Genomic DNA, 24,745 nt, shown 5'->3' on the forward strand with positions numbered 1-24,745 from the left:
GGCCGATACCCTGATTGGGTTAGCGGAGTATATGCCGGGGGAGTTGATGAGTGAGGCGTTGGCGTTGGCGCGCACGATTCAGTCTGCGTCTGACCGGTCCAGAGCCCTGAGTAAGTTAGCGGAGTATATGCCGGGGGAGTTGATGAGTGAGGCGTTGGCGGTGGCGCGGACGATCCCGTCTGCGTCTGATCGGGCCAGAGCCCTGAGTGGGTTAGCTAAGTATGTGCCGGAGGTGGTGAGTGAGGCGTTGGCGGTGGTGCGGACGATTCAGTCTGCGTCTGACCGGTCCAGAGCCCTGAGTAAGTTAGCGGAGTATATGCCGGGGGAGTTGATGAGTGAGGCGTTGGCGTTGGTGCGCACGATTCAGGATGAGTATTACCGGTCCAGAGCCCTAATTGGGTTAGCTAAGTATGTGCCGGGGGAGTTGATGAGTGAGGCGTTGGCGTTGGCGCGCACGATCCAGGATGAGTCTGACCAAGCCTATGCCCTGATTGAGTTAGCTAAGTATGTGCCGGGGGAGTTGATGAGTGAGGCGTTGGCGTTGGCGCGCACGATCCCGTCTGGGTATTTCCGGTCCATAGCCCTAATTGGGTTAGCTAAGTATGTGCCGAGGGAGTTGATGAGTGAGGCGTTGGCGTTGGTGCGCACGATTCAGGATGAGTCTAACCGGACCGATGCCCTGAGTGGCTTAATGCGTCAGCTCAAAACAATTGAGGCAGATATTTTGCTTTGGAAAGACGCTTTTCACACATTGACTTATCAAGGTCGCAACTACTTCATTACCAATATCCCCAATCTCGCACCAGCTACGATCAGCTTAGCTGGCGGAGATAAAGCGGTTTTGACCTTAGTGGCTGAAGCAATGAGAGATGTGTGCCGTCAATGGCCATAGCAAACAAGGGTGAGATCGCAGAAAGTGATGTAAGCGAAACTGGACACTCCTGAATTCTAGGTCTTGCTATCGTTGCGATAACGCTTGAAAGCACTGAAAATCCTCGTGTCGGCGGTTCAAGTCCGCCTCCTGGCATCGCCGGAATACCGGCAAGTGTGGGTCGTTGCCCGAGTGGTTAATGGGGGCGGACTGTAAATCCGCTGGCTACGCCTACGTTGGTTCGAATCCAACACGGCCCACCACCAGCCTTCATAGCTCAGCGGTAGAGCACTCCCTTGGTAAGGGAGAGGTCACGAGTTCAATTCTCGTTGAAGGCTTTGCAATGTAAGGCATCCAGCGTTTATGAGTGACTCAGAGCCTAAGCCTAAGCTGATTCAGCCCGATACTGTGGTCAACATTACTGAAACGAGTCAGGCTCCTAATATCGGTCAAACCTTTACGGGTAGCCAATTGGAGCAGGCTATGATTTCAATCGTAGGGAATCCAAAGCAGAACAGGCATTGGGTATCTTCCGAAGGCGTAAAATGCCAGGTTTTATCGCCTGGAGGTTCGTGGACTCAAGGCACGGTAAAGTTTGTCATGGTCTTTACGCCTGATGAGCCGCCGTCTGATCAAAGCGTTGCCCAATAGAGGCGCTGCACACATATAAGTATGAAAAAGAATCCAAGACTTCTCACTGCAGAGACGGTGGTCAGACTGGACGACCAGAATATGGGTCTAGGGAAAGGGCAAACCTTTCTGGCCAGTGAATCGACCGATTTCATCGGTCGCCACATCAGGAATTCTGCAACCCGCGATGCATGGGTTAAAGAGGGTGTCCCGTGTCAAGCTATGGCCCCTACTGGTAAGTGGATTAAGGGACGAGTGAGATACGCTCTGATTTTTGAGCCTGACTCAGCCAGTGAAAAGAGTTAATTGCCCCTTCCTTTCTAATTTCAATTGCCGTTTGACAAACATCGACGATGGCTGTAGGTCATAGCGGCAATGGCACGGTGCACACAGCGCTTTGAGGTTGGTGCGATCGCAATTTTCCGGCCTATGGTCAAGGTGAGCAACGGTCAATGTCCATCGCTGTGGGTGAGCCCTAACCTCTGATTCAGATACAGATATATCCTCTGGCCAGCCTGAGAACAGCTGGTTTATCGCATTAATACGAACCACAAAGTCATCAACTGACTCGCCAGATTTTCGGCATATTTTCCCGCAGTCATCGCATACTCATTTAGCCTCATTCTTAATTTTGAGTGCGATCGCATCCCAGTTATCGAGATATAAACTCCTATCCATCGGCATAATCAAAATCTCCATTAGGAATGTTTCTCAATTAGAAAATTAGACATCAAATAAGCTGAAACCCGCTCATAAGTTTTGTCGCTTGGTTTAGGCCTGCTCTAAATAGGTGAGAGATACTATAGGCAAGAGCAATCTCAAAATCCTGGAGCTTTGGTATCTAAGTTCTATGTGGCTTATGAATGCATTCTTAGCCAGTTAGAGGCTCTCCCTCAGGCAGAAAAAAGGAGGGGATGATCAATGAAACGGGTAAAAATTGGTTTATTTCTGACAGTTTTGAGTATCTTACTTAGTTCTGAAATTGCCGATGCTAAAACTAACTTTATTGGTAACGGTCTGAACTCGTTTGATGCAGAGCAAATCAAGCGCTCTCAGATCAATACCGCGGAACTGATTGAACAACTTGAGCAAGAGGCTGAAGCCGCCTATCAATCTGGTAATTATGTCGAAGCTGAGAAAATCATACGGAGACTTCTACAACTCGACTTCGATAATGCGGATGCCTACTACCATCTGGGACTTGTCTTAGGTAATCAAGGCCGTTACGAAGAAGCTGAAGCAGCTTATCGCCAAGCCATCGAACTTGACCCTAATAATGCGTTAGCATATACCGCTTTGGGAGTTGAATTGGAGTATCAGGGCCGGTATGCAGAAGCTGAAGCAGCTTACCGTCAAGCTATTGAACTTAACCCTGAAGATGCAAATACTTACTACAATCTGGGCGTCGCTTTAAGTTATCAAGGCCGGTATGTGGACGCTGAAGCGGCCTATCGCCAAGCCATCGAACTTAACCCTAATGACGATTATGCTTACAACAACCTGGGCCTTGCCTTAGCGAACCAAGGCCGGTATATGGACGCTGAAGCGGCTTATCACCAAGCCATTGAGCTTAATCCCAATAATGCTGCTTATTACAATAATCTGGGCCGTGTTCTAGGGCGCTTAGATCTCTACGAAGAAGCCGAAGTAGCTTATCGTCAAGCTATCATCCTAGAGCCCAGTCATGCAGATGCTTATAGCAATCTAGGTCATGTCTTAGTTGACCAAGGGCGATATGCAGAAGCTGAAGCCACTCTACGTCAAGCTATAGCTTTAGCCCCTAATGATATTTCTGTCAACAATACCCTTGTTAGTTTGTTGATGAGTCAAGAACGATATGTATCAGCCGAAGTTGCTCACCGTCGGGCTCTTGAGCTTTACCCCGATGATGCTTACGGCAATTACATCTTGGCTAGTTTGTTAGAGAAGCAAGGCCGACCTCAAGAAGGCTTAGCTATTTTGCGTCAGGTGATCGCACGTAATCCTGATGATGTTTCTGCTTATTACTTACTAACGATTTTCTCAGAGAGTCAAGGGCAATATGAAGAAGCTGAGGTTGCCTTGCGTCAACTTATTGAACGCAAACCCGATGATGCTTCTTCCTATTACCTCCTGGCCAATTTGTTGGAGAGTCAAGGGCGACTTGAAGAAGCTGTAGCTGTTCAGCGCCAGGCTGCTGAACTAGACCCACAGCAATCCCCTCCTGTATTTTTTAGGAGCATGTTTACCTCTGTGTTTTTTGGGAGCACGTTTCCTTTTCAGGCAACGCCCTTAACTCCTAAGAACCAGTAAAGAGGAAGCTAGGTTTGAAGTTGAGATCGCATAATCCTGAACTTATCGCAGCCTTTATTTAAATTTGCGATCGCAACCCAGCAAGCAAATTATTCTGTGACAGCTCGCTAATATTGGCACACTGTGCCAGTTGCCAAAAATTAATGGCCTATGTTTGGACTGATCAACAATGATTAGGGTATGTGCCAGATGCCTGAAACCCTTGAAAACTCCTTAGGTGCAGGTAACCCTTTGAAAACAGCTCTAGCCGTTACCTAACAATTCATTCAGCTGTTTATGCCCTTGTGAGTAGTTGCCTGCTGAGCAGTACATCACTACTCAGAACTCCGGTACGCTTACTTGTCTGGACTGGCTCGCATAGCACCGCTGAATCATGGCCACGCTGGTTCGACATAAATAAGAAATGTCTTGCTCATCCAGTTCTCTTTTAACTAGTTCGGTTATGAAGGTGTGCCTGGCAATGAATCGGCGATCGGATTTCGAGAAATCATTTCTTAGGCATTGATATTTGCATAGTGATTTCCTGCGAGGCACACAACTCATCAATGTAGCTACAGCCTGTCATCAATCACTCTCAAGGAAACAATGAGGGTTTTTGTTGTGTGCAGTTGGCTCGTTGAGGTCGTTTGTAGTCCAGTTATTAAAAATCCGGAATCGACACCTTCTGTCAGCGCGTCACAGACGATAGCAAACTATGGGGCATAGTCTGTGGCTACACATAGTCCCAGGCCAAAGATTTGAGTGATCTGGGGCGCTTGTGAAGTATTAGGCTGATCATCAGCACGCCATACAATTTCTACATTTCTAAAAGCATATGTAGCTCGTCTAAACAATATATGGAATAAGGAACTAGGTATTTATAGTGCTTGTCTCCGAATGTATCGGACTGCAATTGCGTTGAGGCTTTTCCGATATTTCCATGGTAAGTGCATTTTTAACTCAGAATTTATAAGTGAAATACTTGTAAAAACCTACTAAGTTCGACATCAGGATGTTTCTTAATTTTGTCTATTAGCTAGCTAGAGGCTGGATAGCCTATATGTCTGCACCATAGTTATTAGGAATCATCATGTATAGGTCCTACGATGGCAATGTGAAGCTGCGAGCACCAGCGCTTCAAATGCAAAAAGCAATGGTGTTTATTGATGGAACAAATTTTCGATACTGTATCAATGGGGCCACAATTAAAATCATTAAACCGATTCATTGGATCGGAGAAATGTTTCTTGAAGGTCGCCAATTAGTCAGAACGTTTTTCTACACCTGTGAACCTCATCTAGCTTCGCTTGAAAGTGAACATGGTCAAGACATATTGCAAACTTCAAAAATTATTTTAGGATATGCCATACCAACTGGAGATGGTAACTATACCGAGAAGGGTGTGGATGTTCATCTCGTTTCAGACATGATTTATCATGCATCGATGAAAAACTATGATTACGCATTGCTAGTAACTACTGACCAGGAGTTTGTTCCTGTTATTGAACGTGTACAAGACTTGGGTGGTCAGATAGGTGTCTTATCGCTTTTTCGACCTGTTCCTAGAGAGTTACAGAATGTTTGTGATGAGGCTTTTTCTATCAGTAAGGAGCAACTTATTTCTAACAATATTGGGATTTTAAACAGTCATTCTAAATAATTTTAGATTTTTAGTTAAATAATCTAATTAACATAATTTTATTCAGTAATTAATCATTGAATTAGTACTTTTAGTGTTTCATGAATTTTACAGTTTCAAGAAGTATGAAATGGTCAGAATTCTGGGGTGATCACAACACCATATCCTAAATTAATATGAGCCAAACTGCATTTAGAGAACTGTGTCGGTTCAGGCTGCGTTCTTATTTTCAGTGTTAATAACTATCAGAATTTGGCTTGCTTTAGTTTGTTGTTCGCTAATGGCTGGGCACGCTGATGCCAACCGTGGTGACTATGCTGACGGGAGCTGATTGTATGGTCCGATGCGAGCGCATCGGACCAGTAGTGCAGTGAACATTACCTAAGTCTGTGAACAGCACGAGTTTTATCAGATAACTAAAGATAACAAGGCCCATTAAGGTCGTTTATATTTTGTGCAATGCTCTAAACGTTTATGAGAAAGCATCCTTAGCATTTGGTGAGAACCAAGTAGATTTACACAGCATTGATGGCCTCCAAACCCAAAATCTGCCTCTTTAGCTACCAAAATGCGATCGCTTTTGTAAATAAATGTCTCTTTGATTATTTATTGCTTGACAGGTTGACGCTCAGTTGCAGTGTCGTTAGAATTTTTGATAAGACAAGCGGCGAATAGCTTTGTCATCGACAGTGATTTTGGAGGAGTGATCCATGGAGATGCCAGGTCAACTAACCTTAGAACAGCAGTTTCAGCTACAAGTTTTGAAGGAGCAGGTGCGTAATCTTTCCCATGAAGATGCGCAAAACTATGTTCTGGAGGTTATGCGTCAAATGATGGTGAAGGATAACCTAGTTAAGCATTTGCTCAAGAATGCCTAAGATTGCCATGGTAAATTGCATTAAAAGCATCCCCTTGACGTGATAGTTCAAGGGGATGTTGCTAAAAGGGTATTCAAATTGAGTGGAGCAGGTGTTTGACCGCAAAGCCGTGGATTGCTGATGCTATCCAAAGGAATAATGTTTGCTTACAGCAGTGGCTATCTGCCATGTACAGCTCATCCCTGCCGGAAAAGTGACCAAATCCCCCTTACCCATAGAAATCGGCTTACCATTCTCTGGAATGACAGTTACTTGTCCTGCCAAAAAGTAGCAAGTCTCTGTTTCGTCATAGTGCCAGGGAAACTCTGATGCTTCTTTTTGCCAAATAGGCCATGCAAAAACGCCCATCGTATCGAGCTCAGCTTGAGTGGGCTGGTGATTAACTTGAATTTTACTCATCCTGGTTTCTGCTAATGGTTTGTGCTTAGTCACTAACTCCCCACCAGGCTAGTGCATAAGCCTGGCGAGCTTCAGAAGTTATCTGTTGTGAATAGACAACTCTCAGTTTGTAGCGCCCAGTCTGAGGAATTTTGTGAAAGATATGCTCAACACTGTCGACGTCGCTGACCGAAGACCAGATGCTGTTGGCGATATCGTTTTCATCCGCGGGCATTAGATAAAGGCTCAAATTGTTCAGCCCCTGATTGTCAAAGCTTTCTCCAATGTCATAGAGATCATTGTTATTGTCATCGATCAATGAAATTTGACGTTCCCATGCGAGGGTCGCAGCAAAATAGCTGTTTGCTCTCAGTGGGGTATCGATAGCATAGTCTGCGTATTGAGTTGCCTGAGCTGAACTTGATTCAGAATTTAAGGCCAAAGCGTTATAGTCCCATCCCCTGATGGCGACATTTCCAGGGCTCCATTGACCACCGTTAAACTGTTCATAGGCTCTGTAGGCATTGAGTTGCCCTGTGCCTAGTTCCACGTGTAGAGGGACTTTGGGATCACGATAGGCATCGGATTCAATCCAAGTCAGATTCGCTTCATCCAGCACGGTTTTTCCCATACCCAAGTTTTGCCCATCACCTGTATCCATTAATTTATCGGCCGCATTGAGTAAAACGGCCTTCATGACCATGGGCTCACGGGAATCTAAGCTCCAGTTCGCGGTTCGAATTTGTCGATCACCCCATTCCTGTAACAGAGCCACAGTTGCTGCAACGTGGGGAGCTGCAAAACTAGAGCCACTACTAAAAATTGTCTGCCCATCAGGATTCAACATCCTAATATCGTCGCCAGGGGCAATCAAATTAATAGAGCGCCGTGGACCGACATTAGATTCTGGTGCTGATGTCCCACGGGGGTTAAATGTTGGCTCACTGCCAGCATTTGCGTAGTCAACTTTCACAAACTGTCCGTCGACCTGAGTTGAGTAGGCGACATTAATGCCATTAAAGTTATCAGTGGGGAGCGGAATTCCTCCACCGCCTTGATTCCCAGCGATCACATACAGTGCCTTATGAACACTGCTTGACCAATCAACGCATTGTGTCAGCAGGGCATTACCATCAAGGCTAGCGTTGGGGCGTGGGTCACTGATTAAAGGTTCGCCAAAGCTAAAATTAATGGCTCGAACATCTCCACTGTTGCGCAGAGCAATATTCTGCGTGGTTAAACATTCTCGGGGTTGGCCGCTACGCTCACTTTCCAGTGGGCCAATAGCCGCAGAAAACAGTGTGGCATCAGGTGCTACACCCGTCAATTCTTTATCCTGACTGATCATGACACTGGCCACATGATTGGCATGATTATCAACAAACTCATCCGCAACAGCAGCCCCATCAAGCTGCAAGACCTGATTAACGCTAACTGGGTTGTTGGGACTGGCTACTTTATCGGTACCAAATAGTCCAGGGCGTCCACCTTCAACTTGACCAATGGCAATCTTTTTGCCTGTGAGATTATATGGAGCCTGATGTAAACGACGGGCATCAATTCCATTAGGACCAATGGACACAGAAAGTGCGAGGGCTGGCAGACTAGCTAATCCAATGAACACAGCTGTTGGTGGTAGCAGATGCTTGATTTCGATATTACCCATGGAGCTAGAACGGTCAAAGAGGTGCTGAAAGATTCCCATGAAAACTCCCATGAACATAATTAGGGATGTTGATTAGTCTCAGTTAGCGCAGTTTGTAACGAATTTGATACTAAGTTTTTGTTACGATAGTGACCATTAATGGTGATTACTCGAGGCAGCTTCCCCATGACGCAATCAAAAAAGTCTGTTGTTATTTCCCCATCTATTTTATCGGCTGATTTTAGTCGTCTGGGCGATGAAATTCGTGCCGCAGATGAAGCTGGTGCAGATTGGATTCATGTCGATGTTATGGATGGTCGATTCGTGCCTAACATCACCATTGGTCCATTAATTGTTGAGGCAATTCGGCCAATTACGAAAAAGCCTCTTGATGTTCACCTAATGATTGTCGAGCCTGAGAAGTATATCGAAGGCTTTGCTAAAGCGGGGGCGGATATTATTTCTGTACATGCTGAGCATAATGCGTCACCTCATTTGCATAGTACTCTAAGCCGTATTCGCGATATGGGTAAGCAAGCTGGTGTGGTGCTCAATCCATCTACACCTTTAGAGCTGATTGACTATGTTCTAGAACTTTGCGACCTAGTGTTGATTATGAGTGTTAACCCAGGATTCGGGGGACAGAAGTTTATTCCTGAAGTGTTACCTAAAATTCGTAAGCTGCGCCAGATGTGTGATGAGCGTGGTTTGGACCCATGGATCGAGGTTGATGGTGGTTTGAAAGCACACAATACTTGGCAAGTATTAGAAGCTGGTGCCAATGCTATCGTAGCGGGTTCTGCTGTATTCAAAGCCCCAGATTATGCTGAAGCAATTAGCAACATCCGTAATAGTAAACGCCCTACTCCTGAGCTAGCGGCAGTGTAGCCTCAGTCTAGGGTCTTCTAGATAAAGGTTTTTCTCAGAAAACCCTCAAGATCTAGAGGATCAAATGGCGTTCACTGCTGATTTAAAGCATAGGTTTTGGCCTAGGTTGCTTTTTGCAATCTAGGCCTTTTATTGTAATTGGGTGAGGGCTACTGATCAGTAAAGGGGTATCATGCACCCTGTATAAAGTTCTAATGAATCACCTGGCTCTGGGGTGACAAGCTTTCTCAGAAAAATTACGGATACCCTCTGACAAAATCATCAAAGTTTTAAGGCAGCTCTCTGCAAATTATTTGCAGAGAGCGTTTTATGAGAAGTCTCTGTAGGCTTTGATATGACAAGTACAGCGACATATTTTGCAGAACTGATTAGTGATAATTTATCTGAATTCTCAGTATATTTACGGCGTTCTTATACGTGAGCGTGCTCATTTAAAGAATTTGTGTGATGAGAGCATAATTACCTATCCCTGCACATAGGTTCCCCAATAATTGAAATACTGAACATCACGGATGTAAGTCCGTAGCAGCCCCTTATAAATTAGGGTATATAAAAAACTGGGTTGTGTGTTTTTTTATACCTGTTCTTGGTCGCTTGGGCGCGATGCTGTCTCTCTGGATTTGTAGGTAAATCTTTTTATGGCTATTCAATCGGTGGAAGAAATGGTTGCCAAAATCTTTGCGACTCGCCGTATCACGCGTGCTGATCAGAGCGTTCTGATGGCAATGTTTGCTGGCAACAATATTAGTGCTAATGACAAAATGTTAATTAATCAAATTTATGATGCCTTGAATCAAGGTCGTCTGCGGGTTGTTGAATAAGACCCGTGTTCTGGCGTGTGTCTTGGGTGTTTAAGTTTTTTTGACGGGTAGGCGATGGATGGTTGCTCACGCCAGTCTCAACAGAGAATTATTCCTTTTGCAGAAGTTCAGAAAAAGCTAGGTCTTCGGCTGCGAGTACAAAGATAGTGGGCGGTAAGTTCATGGTCTTGTTCTGTAAAGATGTGTAATACTCTGTGAACTCATCGTCTGGTGTTGCTAGACCCATCAGAATTAAGTCCGCTGTGGCAGATGAACTTCTCAAAATAGAATCAAATGGGCGACCTTCGGCAACGATGATTTTAGGTTGAGCGCCGATACTCAATGTGTCGATTAGCTTGTTGAGATTGGTCTGAGCTGCTTGGGCTGCTGCTTGGTTGGAAACCACAAGCTTGAGGAAAATATCGGCTGAACGCCAACGCATGCCTGTACGTAATAAATAGGCCAAAATCAGCATGAGTCCCCCGTTTGCCTGCAGACCACCCCACCAAACGTCAATGCGCTTTGGAAACTGGGGCATTTGGCTAGGAGGATTTCTAAGGATGACGATGTTCCGTTTGGCTTGGTGACACTTGCTAATTATTTGACAGTATCGCTCTCGTGCTTCGTGATCGTCGGTTTCAGTATCTCCTAACAGTACTGTATTGGGCATTAATGGACCGATGCCATAGGTGTCGATCAGCTGTTGGGCTCCGGTAGAGGTATCTCGTGCTTCAATCAATTTGACAAAAGCTTGAATGTCTCGCTTTTCTAGATAATCGCGAATGGTGCTACGCATTTGTTCTTGTTGTTTAAGATTACGAGCACCGGTTGGCAGAATACTGGCTAAAGTGATTAAGCCTCGGTTGTGGGTAAAGTCTGTGGCTAGTTCAATTAGATGCCATCGTTTAGTTGGAGCGCCCGAGAGCACTAACAAGTGGGGCCGCCAATTTTTGGGGTCGGCGCTATCGGCAATATTGTTGAGACCAGCACGCACTAAGGATAGCCAAATTCCCTGTCTGACATCTCCCCAGGTTGTGCGAATTTCACGTCTTTCTAACCACAGGTAAATAGTGAGGACGATAATGGCGGCTGCGACTGTGGCGGCTGGGTTGATCAAGAACATGATGGCAATACAGCCCAATGCTCCCAAAAGAGAGATATACCAAGGTATGCGAAATGTAGGGCGAAATGAGGGACTTTGCAGGAAGCCTTCAATGCCAGCGGCGACATTTAACACCATGTAAGTGGTGAGGAAAAACATGGTGAGTACGGGTGCGATCGCATCCAAGTCACCAATGCAAACTACCGCTAAAACAACACCCAGGGTAAATAAAGTGCCTAGTCTGGGTTCGTCCGTAGGACCATGCCCATGGCCTAGCCAACGCAGCCGCTTTGGCAAAATGTTATCGCGGGCCAGTGCTTGTAAAACCCGAGGGGCTCCCAAAATACTGCCCAGGGCGCTAGATAAGGTGGCTCCCCATACCCCTAACAAAATGGCATCGCCCCAAAACGCCATCCTGCGCATAATCAGCGGATCGGAAATCAGACTGGCAGAATCAGCACGATTGCTCAGTAGGAGAGGAATGGACATGTAGATGACATATCCGACTCCAACTGCTGCCAGCGTACCCATGGGAATAGATTTTTTAGGATCTTTTAGATCCCCAGACATATTGACCCCGGACATGATGCCAGTGACGGCCGGGAAGAAGACGGCTAAAACGGCCCAAAAACTCACACTTCCTGCTTCTTCGGTGGCTGGAATATCAGCGGGATTAACACTACTACCAAAGACCAAGCTGACCAAAGACAACACAATCGCGGCCATAATTACATATTGAGCCTTAATCGCAATGTCAGCTGACTTGAGCGCTAGAGCTGTAACGGCAATGGTTGTGACCAAGGCCAGCACAGTGATTGTGATGGGAACATTAGGAAAAGCATTCTTGACGCTTTCTGCAAAACCAATGGTGTAGAGAGCCACTGACAATGCTTGGGCAAAGTAAAGGGGAATGCCGACAGCACCACCTGTTTCAATACCGAGGGATCGACTAATCATGTAGTATGCTCCGCCAGCTCGGACGACCTGGTCGGTTGCGATCGCGCTGATAGATAACCCTGTAATAAAAGTAATAGACGTTGAAATAGTAACAATCAGTAGAGTGTTAACTAGCCCCATTTGACCCACTACCCAGCCAAATCGGAGGTACATGATGACCCCCAAAATGGTCAGGATGGATGGTGTGAAGACACCGCCAAAGGTGCCTAGACCATTAGCGGTAGTTTCGATAACTTTAGAAGACGATTCAGAGGAACGTGACGTCATGGGTGGGAAAACGGTAGATCACCTTAATTTAGCTGGCAACGGGACAGATATGCCACCGAATCTAGAGGTTAGCTCAACGGTATCAAATGTCTCGATTGATGCTTAAAAGCTCTGTAAAACCTAAGCTTGCATCAATTACTGTGGTAGCAAATAGCACCTCTATCATCGTCGTTTTGCCAATCATCATCTTTGTTAGGGCGGATACGGTCGATAAGTGCAATTAATAGTTGACCCATTAGAAGAGAACGGGCCTTTACTGCTTGCTCTGACGATGCTGAGAATTTTGAGATTGTGTTTCCTCACTTTATGCAGCTGATAGAAGAATAAGTTCTCCTACTATCTACTTGACTATCAAGTAGATAGCCGCAAGTAAGCGCTCCTAACACCGCTGGTTTCGACTCCACTCAAACAGCTAGCTTAGAGAAATGAGGGTTGAGGCTTCGACGGTGAGGCTTCGACGGCGAGCTTAGCCGAACCGCTCAGCCGAACTGTTTAGTCGAAGTCCGGATTGATGGATAGTTTTGTCCAGTCACTTATTTGGAAGCTTGAATAACCAGCAATCCGCCAACAGCGAGACCTAGTAACGGCGGTAGCCAGGCAGCAGCAACAGGGGTTAGGGTGCCCACTTTTCCTAAGGCATCGGCGATAAATCCGAGTAAGTAGTAGCCAAAGATAATGACTACGCTAATACCAAAACTGGTAGCTTTACCGGTGCGCTGGGGACGGATGCCCACAGCTGACCCGACTATGCCAAACACAATGCAAACAAAGGGGAGGGCGTAGCGCTGCTGTAGTCTGAGTTCCCAAACACGAATGCTCCGTTCATTTCCAGACTTACGGACAATCTTATTAAGATGCTGTCTGGTTTCAGCAATATTCATTTCATCGTCTTCTTTGCTGCGAGAAGCCAAGTCTAGAGGTGTACGAGGTAAATCCAGTTCTTGACGATCAAACTTGACGATGTGGCCAAAGGAGCCATCGGGTGAAATCGCGTAAATGGTGCCGTTGAAAAATGTCCAAACGTTATCTAGAAAATTCCATGTAGCGGTTTCTGCACTGACGACCTGCTCCAAACCAGTTTGGGAAAAGTCTAGGATTGTTAGACCCTGCATTTCTTCGCCATTAAACCTGCGAGCATAAAATAAGCGTCCTAATTCGTTACCACTGCCGTCTGCGGCCTTTTGATACTCCTGGTACATGATGTTGCGCTCCCGAAAAGGAGGCTTTTCAGAGTTAAAGGCCTGCTCTAGCATGATCTTGGCCCGGTAGTTAGCCGCTGGGGTAATCACCTCGTTAAAAACAAAGGTGAGGCCAGTGATGAGCATGCTTAGGATCAGAGCTGGAGCAATAATGCGGCGTACACTCACACCACAACTCCGTAGAGCAGTCAGTTCACTATCGCTAGAAAAGCGACTGTAAGTCATCATGCTGGCTAGCAACGTTGACATGGGGAAGGCCAACACCACAAACTCTGGCATCTTGAGGACGAACACCTGCATGGCCAGACTGATTTCCAAGCCTGATTCGGTGATTTTACGAATCAGGTCAAAGAGGGCACCCACAGATACCAAAATTGATGAAAATGCGCCGACGCCGAAGAGAAAGGGCAATGCTAATTCCTTGGCAATATATCGATCCATAATCGATATGGATGGCCACCGGGGCAGACCAGAGATGGGGGAAGGAGATGAGGATGTGGTAGCCATAAATGATGGTTACGGAATGGATATGAATGCTAAAGGCTGTGGTACCTGAGATGACAGAGGGTGTTTAAAATCTGATGCATCATAGTTTAAAGCCGTCACCCAGATAGTGTTCGCGCACCAGAGGATTGTTGGCAAGATCCTCGGCAGTACCGTAGGCTAAGATGCGACCATCACTCATGATGTAGGCTCGATCAATAATCCGCAGTGTCTCACGGACATTGTGGTCAGTGATTAGAATACCCATTTTGCGATCGCGCAGTTGAGACACAATATTCTGAATTTCTGAGACAGCGATCGGGTCCACACCAGCAAAGGGTTCATCGAGAAAAAGAAAGGTAGGACCTTGTTCACCAGAAGCAAGTGCCCGCGCCAGTTCAGTCCGGCGACGTTCTCCGCCTGATACCTGGATACCTAGGGTATTTGCCACTTTTTCCAGTCGGAACTCTCTCATCAAGTGCTCCAAACGTTCAGAGCGTTCTTTACGAGGCACCCTCGTTTGCTCCATCACCAACTGAATGTTGTCTTTGACCGTGAGATTCCGAAAAATGCTAGCTTCCTGGGCTAAATAACCAATCCCCAGGCGGGCGCGTTCGTGAATGGATAAAGACGTAATTTCCCGGTCATTTAAGCGTACAGAGCCTTGATCCGGATACTCTAGCCCGGTGGCCATATAAAAGGTAGTGGTTTTACCAGCTCCATTAGGACCCAGCAACCCCACAATTTCTCCCTGGGTTACCGACAAACTCACACCACGTACAATGGTTCGTCTGCCATAAGCCTTGTGAACATTTTCCAGGGCAATCACAGCGCCGGGTGTTGTCAATGTTTTAGCAGTGGGGTCAACAGCAGGGGACAGCATTTATTCATCAGTGGGGATGGCAAATTCGGGGAGTTCCTCAGGCAATGTTGGGAGAGGTGTTGAGGGTTCTTCAGGCTGAGGAGCAGCAGCTGGTTCTTCGGTTGGTTCTGGAATCACATAAACAGATTCCACCTGTTCGTCCGCATTGGGAGTGGCTACAAATCGCCCTTCATCAATTAGATAGGTAACAACTTCAGCCTGTAATGTGTTGGCTTCTTGTTGTACAAACACATTGCCAGTCAGTATGATACGCCGTTCACGACTGTAATACTGAGCCTGAGCTGATGTTGCATACATTTCTTCTTCAGGATAATCAATCCTGACATTACCTCGAGCGGTAATAATGCCGGTATTGGCATCAGCTTCTTGCACATCAGCTCGCAGTGTAATCGAGCCTCCAGATTGAGCGTTGGATGACGTTGCTAAGCCACTAGCTACTAGCAGTAAACCTAGTATCCCAGCGCTAAGACGCTGAATTGGTTGGCTTAAAGAAGCTTGCAAAATTTTTCCTTGCCGTATAACCATGCCTCGCCTTTTAATACCACCCTTACCTAATCTAACCATTGATAGCTTCATAGAAGTTAGTCTTAGCCCAGTTAGACGACTGGTTTTGTTGGCTAAGTTCTATTTATGACCCATTTTGCAGATCACCTCTTATTCAAAAATGTATGTCATGTCAGGAATAACTTAAACTTCCCTGATTTGGGGAGCGCCATAGCACCAACGTACTTTAGAGATGAGTGTTGACAAATTTGGTGAGTGGTTCCATTGCGTTGGTGTGCAATGTACCTTGCTGCCCTACACCCTATGTATACAGGGCCTCATTAACGTATTCCCATTGCTAATTACATATTTCATGGTCTCGGGTGATTCATCTAACAAAGCGGGGGCCAGATGTTGTATGTGATCAGGTCCTGTTGCTTGTAAGGCAGTGAGCCAGTCTGTTGCTTGGTCAATGAGATCCGAAACATCGATACCACCGTGGTTTGCCTCATAAGTGAGCAACCGGTGACTGCCCTCCCCTAGCAAAATGGCAGCTCCTTTCCAGTTGAGATTAGTTAGATGATAAAGCCCAACAGCAATTTGAAGAATTCCCTGATAGAACGCTTGCTCGTGTGGATTAGCTTCCAACCAAATAGCTTCTAACGTATCGTGGCAGGCATAGTATTCACCCTGGTTAAATTGCTCAATTCCTACCCAAAAATCAACAGGTTGATGGCTACTGCTTAGAGAATTAGAGGCATTGATCATGGGCAGACTACAGCAATCTTTAATCTACATAAACTTACTGATGTTATCCTCCACTTTGAGTGTGTGTTGTTTGGAGTGTCAAGTATGGTAATGTCCCTTAAATCTCAGCAGGCTAATTTTGGAACCGGCTGGCAGCCTTTTGATTTGCCAACAACTCCCCTATTCGGAACTGACGGAATTCGTAGTCGCGTAGGGGAGTTACTGACCGCCCCTTTAGCCCTACAAATTGGGTTTTGGGCGGGACAGATACTGCGTCAGCAGGAGTCTGGACCGATTGTTCTAGGACAGGACTCACGTAATTCTAGCCCAATGATTGCAGCGGCTTTAGCTGCAGGTCTAACCTCAGCAGGGTTAGAAGTTTGGGATATGGGATTGTGTCCGACGGCTGCTGTTGCCTACATGGCAGCAGCTCCTGAGACTGCTGGCGGTATTATGATCTCAGCAAGTCATAATCCACCGGCGGATAACGGAATTAAATTTTTTGGGGCCAACGGCACCAAGTTAGCGAAAGTTATACAGGCACAGATTGAACAGGCGCTGCGTCAAGGTTCCTGCCCTGATGCGTTTAATCCCGGTAATCAGTGGGGAAAAACGTATCAACGTCCTGAATTGGTGGCTCGCTATGTAGAGTTCTTGCATCAGCCGTTTCCGTTTCCCCAATATCTGAGCGGCATGCGAATTGTATTAGATCTTGCCTGGGGAGCTGCTGCACAAGTGGCTCAGCCTATTTTTGAGGCTACAGGGGCAGAAGTAATTGTCATCCATGGTCTTGCCGATGGCGATCGCATCAATGTCAATGGCGGATCTACTCATTTGGAGCCGCTCAAAGCAGCTGTTAGTGAGCATGGCGCTGACATTGGATTTGCCTTTGATGGTGATGCTGATCGAGTCATGGCTGTAGATGGTCATGGTCGTGTCGTCAATGGTGATTACATCTTGTATTTTTGGGGACAAACCCTAAGACAGCAGGGACAGTTGCCTGACGATACGATTATTTCGACAGTTATGGCCAATCTTGGGTTTGAGCGGGCTTGGGCACGTTTGGGGGGCAAGCTGGTGCGTACTAAAGTTGGCGATCAATACGTGCACGCTGAAATGGTTGCGCAGGGAGCTATGCTTGGCGGCGAACAATCAGGACATATTCTTTGCCATCACTACAGTTTGACTGGGGATGGCATTCTGACCGCACTGCATCTCGCTGATTGGCTCAAACGCGCTGAGTGTTGCTTACCTGATCTGATTGATCAGAGCTTTGAGCCATATCCTCAACGTCTAAAGAACGTGCAGGTTGATAGCCGTGAAAAGCGTCGTCAGTGGGCTGAATGTGGGCCGGTTCAACAGGCTATTGCCAAAGCCGAGTCAGCTATGGGTGATCAAGGCCGAGTTTTGGTACGGGCATCGGGTACGGAGCCGGTCATCCGCGTCATGGTAGAAGCTGCTAGTGTCGATCTTGTGGACCATTGGACCAATGCTTTGGCAGATGTTGTGTCCATGCATTTGGCTAGCTAGCTGACTTGCGCTTAAAGAGTGGTTAGCTTCCAGATAGCTCAATCAAGACAATGTCCCCTGATATGGTTGTTAAGTTTGCGACCATATCAGGGGACATTGATATTGTCACATCCAGACTACTAAAACTTGTCGACTAAACCTTGCGTCTGTCTATGTTGGTGTGACATCATAGATCCCCTGTGTCAATATTTGCTAGCTAGCACCATCAATCATGGCTAAAGGCGTTCGCATTATTATTACGTTGGAATGCACGGAGTGTCGTAGCAATCCGAATAAGCGTTCCAAAGGGGTTTCCCGTTATACCACCCAAAAAAATCGGCGGAATACTACTGGCCGACTAGAGCTGAAAAAGTTCTGCCCCTATTGCAATACTCACACTGTTCACAAAGAGATTAAGTAGAGAGCACCATGGCCTATTTTCGCCGTCGGGTATCACCGATTAAGCCCGAAGAAAAGATTGACTATAAGGATGTTGACCTGTTGCGTAAGTTTATTACTGAGCGAGGCAAAATCCTACCTCGCCGTATAACTGGTTTAACCGCAAAGCAACAGCGTGACTTAACTGTTGCCATCAAGCGTGCCCGCACGTTAGCACTGCTCCCCTATGTCAACCGTGAAGGTTAGTAGTTGGTGAGCGGTTGAGGGCTAGGTCAGCGTATAGTTTCTTAGCTTATCAATACGTAGCGATTCTTTAAAAGGAGTCCAGCTAGGTAGGGCTTGTTGAGCTACTGTGAAACCAACGATAAAACCATACAGGTAAGGATCTAGGTTGGTGGAAAAGGGAACTCTGATTGAGTTTAAGGTGCAGGGAAACCCTCGTTTGGGGGTAGCTGATCGCCTAGAGGGTAAAAAAAATTGGGTAGTGATTGATGGTAATGGTCAATCCCACATTTTGCATCCTCGTCAGATTACCTACACCGTTGAAGGCGGTAGCTATGAAGCTTCGGACATTGCTGTTTTTTTAGCTGAAGCAGAGCCTAATATTGACCCCGACAACTTAGAAGTTGCCTGGGAGTTTTTGCAGGAAGCTGGAGAGTCTACTAATCCAGCTTCTTTGGCCTCATTACTATTTTCGGAGCAATCGCCACCATTATGTTATGCGGCCTATTGCCTGTTAAGTAATGACAAAATCTTTTTCAAACGAAAAGGCGATCGCTATGAACCTCGTTCGCTTAAGCAGGTGGAAGAAGTCCGCCACCAGCAGGCTCGTGAAGCGGCTCGCAAGCTGGAGTGGGAAGGGTTTTTGTCGAGGGCTCGTCAGACGCTTACATTGCAGCAGTCTAACGCATCTGAACCAGAAGACGCCTCACCTTCTGTAGAATGGGAAAAAGCGGATCAAACTCGCTTGGATGTATTGGAGCGCTATGCAACCTTGGGTGAAGACTGCTCCCAAAAAGCGTCAGCCCACGAGATTTTAACTGCTTTAGATCGTCGGACATCTGCTGAAGATGCTTTTCAGCTGCTAGTTGATTTAGGACTGTGGAGTCCTCATGAAAACCTGGCGCTACGGCGTAGCCAAATTCCCATCCAAATTCCAGATGAGATTAGTGCCATGGTGCAGCATCGTATCGACAATCCGCCACCTGATGCAGATGCTAACCGATTAGATTTGACTCATTTAAAGGTTTATACCATTGATGATGAGAGCACTCGTGAAATCGATGATGGTTTAAGCTTAGAAATCCTTGAGGAGGGTCGTCATCGCATCTGGGTTCATATTGCGGATCCTACTCGATGGCTGTTACCAGGGGACGATATTGATTTAGAGGCTCGACGTCGGTGTACGACGGTTTATTTGCCGACTGGGATGATTCCCATGTTCCCTGAGGCACTGGCCACTGGTCCTATGAGCCTGCGGCAGGGTGAGATTTGCTGCGCTTTGAGCTTTGGCATTGTGTTAGATGAACTGGGAGCAGTTGAAAAGTATGACATTAGGGCTAGCTTGATTAAGCCTACCTATCGACTGACCTACGATGATGTCGATGAAATGTTAGAGCTAGGTCTTAAGGCTGAACCTGAACTGAATGCAATTGCTGATTGTGCTAAGGGCCGTCGAGAGTGGCGCAAGTCCCAGGGGGCAATTTCTATTAATATGCCAGAGTCGTCAATTAAGGTGATTGACGAAGAAATCACTATTGATGTTTTAGAAAATTCTCAGTCGCGTCAGACAGTGGCAGAAATGATGATTCTGGCTGGCGAAGTTGCGGCTCGTTACGGTGAGGCGCATGAGCTGGCCATCCCGTTCCGGAGTCAGCCAGAGCCAGAGCTGCCCTCGGATAACGAATTACTCCAGCTACCGTCGGGTTGGGTGCGTGATTCTGCTATTCGGCGCTGTATGCCTCGTAGTGAAATGGGGATTAGCCCTGCACGTCACGCTACTCTGGGGTTGGATTATTACAGTCAAGTAACCTCGCCAATTCGTCGCTATACCGACCTTTTAGTGCATTTTCAGCTGAAAGCTCACTTAAGGGGAGAGAGCTTGCCTTTTTCGCCAGCAGAAATGACGGAATTAACCCAAGGGGTGGCTACTGCGGCTTATGAGGCTGTGACCGTAGAACGTCAAACCAAACGCTATTGGGCCTTAGAGTTTTTGCGTCGTGAGGCTAATTGTGCATGGCCAGTGATGCTGCTGCGTTGGCTGCGGGAACATGAAAACTTAGGATTGGTGATAATTGAGGATTTGGGGTTGGAGTTGCCCATGCGATTTGAAACGCCTCCGGCTCTGGGGGAACGTTTTGATGTTCGAGTTGTTCACGCCAATCCGCGTCAGGACTTTATTCGACTAGAGGTGGTTTCGGATGAGGTGGTTGCTGCGAGTGAAGCTGTGGCATGACGGTTCAGCCCTTTTTGCACACCACACCTGATGAGGCATTGGTAGATACGGTTGAACAGTTGGTGGTGATTCCTTTTAAGCAAGGAAACGTCACGCGGCAGTTTAGGTTGATATTGCCGACCAGCATTGATGCGTTGCTGGATCATCCGGCTACCTATGAGGCGTTTGCTCAGGATGAATATATGCCCTACTGGGCGGAGCTGTGGCCGTCGGCGCTGATGTTAGGACGTGCGATCGCACAGCGCGTTTGGCCTACAAAGATGCGGGTTTTAGAGGTAGGCTGTGGGCTAGGGCTGTCGGGGCTGGTGGCATTAGCACTGGGTATGGATGTGGTGTTTAGTGATTACGACATTGCGGCTTTGGACTTTGCTGCGCGTAACGCTAGACGGAATGGGTTTGAGCAGTTTCGCACCTTGCCTTTAGACTGGCGCTGTCCACCTGAGGGATTGCAGGTGCCCCTGATGTTGGCAGCTGATGTGATTTACGAAGCGCGTAATATTAATCCGTTGATACGACTGATGTCGACAGTGTTGGCATCCGGTGGAGAATGTTGGCTGTCTGATCCTGATCGGCCCCATCGGCAAGATTTTCAAGTGGCCCTGACAGCTCAAGGATTTGATTTTGATATGATGCCCATGACCCTAGAACGTCCTGATCAACCCACGGTTAAAGGGACGGTGTATCGGATTTGGGCTACAGATTAATTCTTGCAGTTGAAGCCTTCTATTGATGGAGCCTTAGTTGACGGTGGCACCTTGCGATCTCAACCAATCTTTTTCACGCATTGACAGACCAAGCGGCTGACAAAAATGTGCTCCTTTAACAGACGCTTGATGCCAGCAAACATTGCGCAGATGGCAGCTATGTAGCGTGGCGTTGTCTAATCTGGCATTTTGCAAATTAGCATCTGAAAAATTTGCGTCCATCAGCGTGGTGCCAGCCATAACAACATGCTGTAGATCAGCTGAACTCAAATTGGTATGGTTAAGAATAGCCCCGGTCAAATTAACTTGCCTCAGGGTGGCATTTTGCCCATTAACCCCTGTGAGATTAGCCTGATTCAGATTGGCCTGATTCAGAACGGCTGCAGTGAGATCGGCTTGGGTAAGATTTGCTTGACGTAAATCACATCCCTGCAGTTGAGCCTCGGTGAGTTGGGTGCCAGTGCCGTTAATCCCATAGAGCTCAGCACCATTGGCATTTACCTGCTGCATGCGTGCCCAACTCAGATTGGATTCGACAAGACTTGCTCGCCGCAGCATCGTATGACTGAGATCGGCTTCAGTAAGATTGACGTTATAGAGTTCCGCTTCAGTCAAATTAGCGCCTGTCAAATTCGCCTGAGATAGAGTTGCTTGATCAAGGGTTGCAGCCATTAAAACTGCGCCTATTAATTTAGCGTGTCTAAGATTTGCAGCAGTTAAATTTGTCTGGGTCAAGCTGGCTCCGCTGAGATTGACGTCTGCCATTTGAGCATCAATTAACTGGGTTCTATCTAGCTTTGCGCCACTTAAATCTGCCCGTGTAAAATCCACCCGCTCCAGAGTTTTTCCACTTAGATCCGCACCCCGAAGATTCACACCAGCTCTGCTAAGTTGGCTCGCTGGAGCATATTGTCTGGGCAGAATTAACTCTGTTGGAATGTCGATTGGGGGTTCTCCCCAGCCATCGGCCATAGTTCCCGTAGGTGAGTGAGGGATGCAAGCTAGAGAAATAATTTTTTCTCTGGAAGTAGGTATATCTAATTAATTGTCACCACAGTTTGTTGATCCGTGTCACTGAGGGTTAGACCATCTTTATGCAAATTTTTTACATTTATGCTTGGATGATGAACGACCCATAGATGCTTCTATCCGCGACTAGACAATTAAAAGGCCATTTTCCACAAAGCTTTCCACAGGTTTTCCACATTTCCAAGGGTGTTTTCCACAGGCTTTAACCGGAGTTCAAAGTTTGCGCAACTCCTGTGGAAAATTATCAAGGTTCTGTAGCTCAATGAATGCTGGATTCGCAATCCCGGTCCAGTTGTTCACCATTGGGCATGATCGTCCGGCAAAGATATGCCCCTTCAAGATCTTCAATGTGTATATCTGCCCACCAAAGTTCTGCTTCACTGAGATCTGCATCCCACCATTTGGCTTCCCACAGTTCGGCATTGCGGAGATTGGCCCCCTGTAAATTGCAGCCCTGTAGATTAGCGCCTCTCAGGTTAGCATGTTGTAAATCAGCTGCTCGTAAATCAGCGCCTTGCAGGTTCGCTCCCTTCAGGTTGGCCTGCCGGAGATTAGCCATGCTGAGGTTACAGTAACTTAAATCTGCTTGAGGGAGTTGGATTTCGGCTAAGTTGGCATTGGCAGCTTCTAAGCCTTGGAGTGATAACCCATCTCTGTGCAAATCTTCTAAGGCTTGATACCGAGCATAGCTGACAGCCATTTTGGCAGAGGCGGCCATATCAACGACTTGCCAGGCTTCATAATGACGTTGGGCACGGCGCTCAGGTGCGCCTTTGATGTACAAAATGACGGCAATAACAGCGGCAATTGATTCAACATCACTCAGCAGGGTGCTGATCACGTTCCAGTGATGGGTCGGGATATTCAAGGGAAATGAGTCTTGAATTTCTGGGACCGCTGCCAGAATTTTAATAGCTAACAAGGTGATGACTGCCATGGATGCGACTAGCCATGTCGGTACTGACTGCATCCAGCGTTCAATTGGGTGGACCGGGCGGGTTGCTCTCCATTTCATAGGGTGATTGTACAGGGTAGGGCTAGGGGGAGGTCTCCTTTAAGTGCAAAAAACTGGTACAGGCGGGATGAATGCGAAATTTTTCGATGTTTTCGAGATTAATGGTGGGAAGTTCGTAGTGACCCAGATAGGCCCCTGCCAAGCTGGTGCGACGGTTAGTGTAGCGAGGAACCCAGGCTTTTAGAAAACCAATCTTCCAGAGGATTTGTTTCAGTTCCAAATAATCCATGTCGAGAACCCAGGCAGAGGCTTGCTCGACGTCATACTCACCACAGACAATTGCCAGTAGCAGATAATCCAGTTCTTCTTTGGCATAGTGGCTGCGTTTGCCGCGAAAGATTTCAAATACGTCTAGCAGGTAGGGATATTGGAAACGATATTCTGAAGCGAGGTCGCGGGTCTTTTGTTCGGAGTAGGAGTCTTCAGCGGCGGCGATCGCAGCTTCATCAATGCGTCTGTCAACCAGAGAATACTCAATCCGCTCAGCACAGAGTTTACAAAATTGCAGCAGTTCACGTGGACGTAACTGAGTACGGTCAATAATATAGTCCAGTGTTTCGATGCCACTGGACTTCATCTGGGCCACAAAAATTGACTGCCAGAGTTTTTGGGCATCTAGCCGAGTAGCTTGTGGAAAAGAGTGCACAATGCGGCGACCAATCAGCTCAAGTAGTTCGTTTTTTCCCCAGCGAATGACCTCAACGTCTTCACGAATTTTTTGAGCATCCTCATAAATCTGAGGAATGTTGTCAAATAGCTCCTGGCGAATTGAAATATAAACTCGTAAATTGGGGCTGATTAGATTTAGCTTTTGAGTTGCCTGAAAAAGTCCGGCAATGAAGAATTTTGCATCTTCTGAATTGTCCCAACCTTTGTCAAGCTCATCTATCAAAATCTTAATCTTGGTGTTTTTCAGAACGCTTTGCAGACTGGGCAACAACGTTCTAATTTCATCCAAACTGTAGAGCGCTTGTAATTCTTGACTGCGAAGACCGCCAGTTCCCCCACTGGTTTTTACCTGTTCAATGCGTTTGAGATAGTCAACTAGTGTAATGATGGAGCTGGTTTGCTGGCATAAATTTTGCGTGGCAACATAGTCATAAATATTCTTGGTCGCGCCCAATAACAGCCCGCGTTTTGTTTGAGCAATGGTCTTGAACACCAGCGTGTAGAGCAAATATTGCCAGGCTACTGAGTAGGCGCTTTGCTTACGCCAAAACCCATCTTCTTCACTGGTGAGATGATCGGACAGGAGTTCGTAGGAATATTCTTCTGGAGAAAGCTCTAAAACCAGATGCCCCTTACGAGTTTCGGTGGTGGCGATGTACTTGAAGATGGCGCTTTTGCCAGTCCCGCGATTCCCGACCAAAATTGTCTTGCGGCCACTCAGAAACTTTTGATATGTAGTGTTGGGGTAAAAATATTCTGCTAGCCCGACATTAATGTCACGCTCGGCGGAGTCTGACCCTAGGTTGAGTTCCTTGATATTTAGCCGCATGGAAGTTGCTACTAC

The 24,745-nt window shown here is 46.8% G+C and carries 23 protein-coding genes and 2 tRNA genes; 15 read left to right on the plus strand and 10 right to left on the minus strand.

The window, feature by feature from the left end; genetic code table 11:
- The 8 genes from N836_RS76245 to N836_RS40360 form a co-directional block, all read left to right on the plus strand.
- Positions 1–892, plus strand: an 892-nt coding sequence (locus N836_RS76245) for a hypothetical protein (protein ID WP_023070163.1), incomplete at its 5' end; no start/stop codon positions are given.
- 157 nt (positions 893–1,049) lie between these two features.
- Positions 1,050–1,134: transfer RNA gene (locus tag N836_RS40330), tRNA-Tyr, on the plus strand.
- 3 nt (positions 1,135–1,137) lie between these two features.
- Positions 1,138–1,209 (plus strand) — tRNA-Thr (locus tag N836_RS40335).
- A 25-nt stretch (positions 1,210–1,234) separates the two neighbouring features.
- Positions 1,235–1,522 (plus strand): KGK domain-containing protein, encoded by a 288-nt coding sequence (locus tag N836_RS40340; RefSeq protein WP_023070164.1) that lies wholly within the window; start codon positions 1,235–1,237, stop codon positions 1,520–1,522.
- A 21-nt stretch (positions 1,523–1,543) separates the two neighbouring features.
- Positions 1,544–1,807: a hypothetical protein gene (locus N836_RS40345; protein WP_023070165.1), complete on the plus strand. Its 264-nt coding sequence runs from the start codon at positions 1,544–1,546 to the stop codon at positions 1,805–1,807.
- Between the two features lie 615 nt (positions 1,808–2,422).
- Positions 2,423–3,793 (plus strand): tetratricopeptide repeat protein, encoded by a 1,371-nt coding sequence (locus N836_RS72670; protein WP_023070167.1) that lies wholly within the window; start codon positions 2,423–2,425, stop codon positions 3,791–3,793.
- 1,069 nt (positions 3,794–4,862) lie between these two features.
- Positions 4,863–5,432 carry an NYN domain-containing protein gene (locus N836_RS40355; protein ID WP_023070168.1) on the plus strand — a complete coding sequence of 190 codons (570 nt, stop codon included), beginning with the start codon at positions 4,863–4,865 and terminating at the stop codon, positions 5,430–5,432.
- Positions 5,433–6,121: 689 nt separating this feature from the next.
- On the plus strand, positions 6,122–6,289 hold the full coding sequence (locus tag N836_RS40360; protein ID WP_023070169.1) for an NblA/ycf18 family protein: 168 nt from the start codon (positions 6,122–6,124) through the stop codon (positions 6,287–6,289).
- Between the two features lie 123 nt (positions 6,290–6,412).
- Here the strand turns inward: N836_RS40360 and N836_RS40365 are convergent, their stop codons facing one another.
- Entirely contained in the window at positions 6,413–6,688 is a 276-nt protein-coding gene (locus N836_RS40365) for a cupin domain-containing protein (protein WP_023070170.1), read from the minus strand.
- 25 nt (positions 6,689–6,713) lie between these two features.
- The gene (locus N836_RS40370; protein ID WP_081716759.1) at positions 6,714–8,372 is read right to left on the minus strand and encodes a S8 family serine peptidase; all 1,659 of its coding nucleotides are present in this window, start codon (positions 8,370–8,372) and stop codon (positions 6,714–6,716) included.
- 126 nt (positions 8,373–8,498) lie between these two features.
- On the opposite strand from N836_RS40370, the gene rpe reads away from it, so the two are divergent.
- Positions 8,499–9,200, plus strand: coding sequence for a ribulose-phosphate 3-epimerase (rpe, locus tag N836_RS40375; RefSeq protein ID WP_031291194.1), 702 nt, complete (start codon positions 8,499–8,501; stop codon positions 9,198–9,200).
- Positions 9,201–9,838: 638 nt separating this feature from the next.
- Entirely contained in the window at positions 9,839–10,021 is a 183-nt protein-coding gene (locus tag N836_RS40380) for a hypothetical protein (protein ID WP_006516715.1), read from the plus strand.
- An 88-nt stretch (positions 10,022–10,109) separates the two neighbouring features.
- On the opposite strand, the gene N836_RS40385 is transcribed toward N836_RS40380, so the two are convergent.
- From N836_RS40385 to N836_RS40405, 5 genes are all read right to left on the minus strand, one after another.
- Positions 10,110–12,326 (minus strand): amino acid permease, encoded by a 2,217-nt coding sequence (locus tag N836_RS40385; RefSeq protein WP_023070173.1) that lies wholly within the window; start codon positions 12,324–12,326, stop codon positions 10,110–10,112.
- Positions 12,327–12,859: 533 nt separating this feature from the next.
- Complete coding sequence (locus tag N836_RS40390; protein ID WP_327058675.1) at positions 12,860–14,032, minus strand: LptF/LptG family permease; 1,173 nt, start codon at positions 14,030–14,032, stop codon at positions 12,860–12,862.
- A 79-nt stretch (positions 14,033–14,111) separates the two neighbouring features.
- Complete coding sequence (gene lptB, locus N836_RS40395; RefSeq protein WP_023070176.1) at positions 14,112–14,891, minus strand: LPS export ABC transporter ATP-binding protein; 780 nt, start codon at positions 14,889–14,891, stop codon at positions 14,112–14,114.
- A complete protein-coding gene (locus N836_RS40400; protein ID WP_023070177.1) occupies positions 14,892–15,416 on the minus strand; it encodes an LptA/OstA family protein in 525 nt (174 codons plus the stop codon).
- Between the two features lie 273 nt (positions 15,417–15,689).
- The gene (locus N836_RS40405; RefSeq protein ID WP_023070178.1) at positions 15,690–16,142 is read right to left on the minus strand and encodes a DUF309 domain-containing protein; all 453 of its coding nucleotides are present in this window, start codon (positions 16,140–16,142) and stop codon (positions 15,690–15,692) included.
- 90 nt (positions 16,143–16,232) lie between these two features.
- On the opposite strand from N836_RS40405, the gene glmM reads away from it, so the two are divergent.
- The 5 genes from glmM (at position 16,233) to N836_RS40425 (ending at position 21,188) form a co-directional block, all read left to right on the plus strand.
- Complete coding sequence (gene glmM, locus N836_RS40410) at positions 16,233–17,651, plus strand: phosphoglucosamine mutase (RefSeq protein WP_023070179.1); 1,419 nt, start codon at positions 16,233–16,235, stop codon at positions 17,649–17,651.
- Positions 17,652–17,862: 211 nt separating this feature from the next.
- Positions 17,863–18,051 carry a 50S ribosomal protein L33 gene (gene rpmG, locus N836_RS74315; RefSeq protein WP_071789013.1) on the plus strand — a complete coding sequence of 63 codons (189 nt, stop codon included), beginning with the start codon at positions 17,863–17,865 and terminating at the stop codon, positions 18,049–18,051.
- Positions 18,052–18,059: 8 nt separating this feature from the next.
- Positions 18,060–18,275: a 30S ribosomal protein S18 gene (gene rpsR / locus N836_RS40415; protein ID WP_023070180.1), complete on the plus strand. Its 216-nt coding sequence runs from the start codon at positions 18,060–18,062 to the stop codon at positions 18,273–18,275.
- A gap of 148 nt (positions 18,276–18,423) precedes the next feature.
- Positions 18,424–20,484, plus strand: a complete 2,061-nt coding sequence (locus tag N836_RS40420; protein ID WP_023070181.1) for a ribonuclease catalytic domain-containing protein — start codon at positions 18,424–18,426, stop codon at positions 20,482–20,484.
- The gene (locus N836_RS40425; RefSeq protein ID WP_023070182.1) at positions 20,481–21,188 is read left to right on the plus strand and encodes a class I SAM-dependent methyltransferase; all 708 of its coding nucleotides are present in this window, start codon (positions 20,481–20,483) and stop codon (positions 21,186–21,188) included. The genes N836_RS40420 and N836_RS40425 overlap by 4 nt, the downstream gene beginning before the upstream one ends.
- A gap of 33 nt (positions 21,189–21,221) precedes the next feature.
- Here the strand turns inward: N836_RS40425 and N836_RS40430 are convergent, their stop codons facing one another.
- The 3 genes from N836_RS40430 to N836_RS40435 form a co-directional block, all read right to left on the minus strand.
- Positions 21,222–22,160 carry a pentapeptide repeat-containing protein gene (locus tag N836_RS40430; protein ID WP_023070183.1) on the minus strand — a complete coding sequence of 313 codons (939 nt, stop codon included), beginning with the start codon at positions 22,158–22,160 and terminating at the stop codon, positions 21,222–21,224.
- 316 nt (positions 22,161–22,476) lie between these two features.
- Complete coding sequence (locus N836_RS78005) at positions 22,477–23,232, minus strand: pentapeptide repeat-containing protein (protein ID WP_081716760.1); 756 nt, start codon at positions 23,230–23,232, stop codon at positions 22,477–22,479.
- A 22-nt stretch (positions 23,233–23,254) separates the two neighbouring features.
- The gene (locus tag N836_RS40435) at positions 23,255–24,730 is read right to left on the minus strand and encodes a P-loop ATPase, Sll1717 family (RefSeq protein ID WP_023070185.1); all 1,476 of its coding nucleotides are present in this window, start codon (positions 24,728–24,730) and stop codon (positions 23,255–23,257) included.
- Positions 24,731–24,745 lie beyond the last annotated feature (15 nt).

This window comes from Leptolyngbya sp. Heron Island J, assembly GCF_000482245.1.
Taxonomy (GTDB): Bacteria; Cyanobacteriota; Cyanobacteriia; order Phormidesmidales; family Phormidesmidaceae; genus Leptothoe.

Excerpts from the sequence above, each read along its gene's own strand:
- N836_RS40340 (WP_023070164.1), top strand. The coding sequence starts at position 1,235 with ATGAGTGACTCAGAGCCTAAGCCTAAGCTGATTCAGCCCGATACTGTG.
- N836_RS40345 (WP_023070165.1), top strand. The coding sequence starts at position 1,544 with ATGAAAAAGAATCCAAGACTTCTCACTGCAGAGACGGTGGTCAGACTG.
- N836_RS72670 (WP_023070167.1), top strand. The coding sequence starts at position 2,423 with ATGAAACGGGTAAAAATTGGTTTATTTCTGACAGTTTTGAGTATCTTA.
- N836_RS40355 (WP_023070168.1), top strand. The coding sequence starts at position 4,863 with ATGTATAGGTCCTACGATGGCAATGTGAAGCTGCGAGCACCAGCGCTT.
- N836_RS40360 (WP_023070169.1), top strand. The coding sequence starts at position 6,122 with ATGGAGATGCCAGGTCAACTAACCTTAGAACAGCAGTTTCAGCTACAA.
- N836_RS40365 (WP_023070170.1), bottom strand. The coding sequence starts at position 6,688 with ATGAGTAAAATTCAAGTTAATCACCAGCCCACTCAAGCTGAGCTCGAT.
- N836_RS40370 (WP_081716759.1), bottom strand. The coding sequence starts at position 8,372 with ATGGGAATCTTTCAGCACCTCTTTGACCGTTCTAGCTCCATGGGTAAT.
- rpe (WP_031291194.1), top strand. The coding sequence starts at position 8,499 with ATGACGCAATCAAAAAAGTCTGTTGTTATTTCCCCATCTATTTTATCG.
- N836_RS40380 (WP_006516715.1), top strand. The coding sequence starts at position 9,839 with ATGGCTATTCAATCGGTGGAAGAAATGGTTGCCAAAATCTTTGCGACT.
- N836_RS40385 (WP_023070173.1), bottom strand. The coding sequence starts at position 12,326 with ATGACGTCACGTTCCTCTGAATCGTCTTCTAAAGTTATCGAAACTACC.
- N836_RS40390 (WP_327058675.1), bottom strand. The coding sequence starts at position 14,032 with ATGGCTACCACATCCTCATCTCCTTCCCCCATCTCTGGTCTGCCCCGG.
- lptB (WP_023070176.1), bottom strand. The coding sequence starts at position 14,891 with ATGCTGTCCCCTGCTGTTGACCCCACTGCTAAAACATTGACAACACCC.
- N836_RS40400 (WP_023070177.1), bottom strand. The coding sequence starts at position 15,416 with ATGGTTATACGGCAAGGAAAAATTTTGCAAGCTTCTTTAAGCCAACCA.
- N836_RS40405 (WP_023070178.1), bottom strand. The coding sequence starts at position 16,142 with ATGATCAATGCCTCTAATTCTCTAAGCAGTAGCCATCAACCTGTTGAT.
- glmM (WP_023070179.1), top strand. The coding sequence starts at position 16,233 with ATGTCCCTTAAATCTCAGCAGGCTAATTTTGGAACCGGCTGGCAGCCT.
- rpmG (WP_071789013.1), top strand. The coding sequence starts at position 17,863 with ATGGCTAAAGGCGTTCGCATTATTATTACGTTGGAATGCACGGAGTGT.
- rpsR (WP_023070180.1), top strand. The coding sequence starts at position 18,060 with ATGGCCTATTTTCGCCGTCGGGTATCACCGATTAAGCCCGAAGAAAAG.
- N836_RS40425 (WP_023070182.1), top strand. The coding sequence starts at position 20,481 with ATGACGGTTCAGCCCTTTTTGCACACCACACCTGATGAGGCATTGGTA.
- N836_RS40430 (WP_023070183.1), bottom strand. The coding sequence starts at position 22,160 with ATGGCCGATGGCTGGGGAGAACCCCCAATCGACATTCCAACAGAGTTA.
- N836_RS78005 (WP_081716760.1), bottom strand. The coding sequence starts at position 23,232 with ATGAAATGGAGAGCAACCCGCCCGGTCCACCCAATTGAACGCTGGATG.
- N836_RS40435 (WP_023070185.1), bottom strand. The coding sequence starts at position 24,730 with ATGCGGCTAAATATCAAGGAACTCAACCTAGGGTCAGACTCCGCCGAG.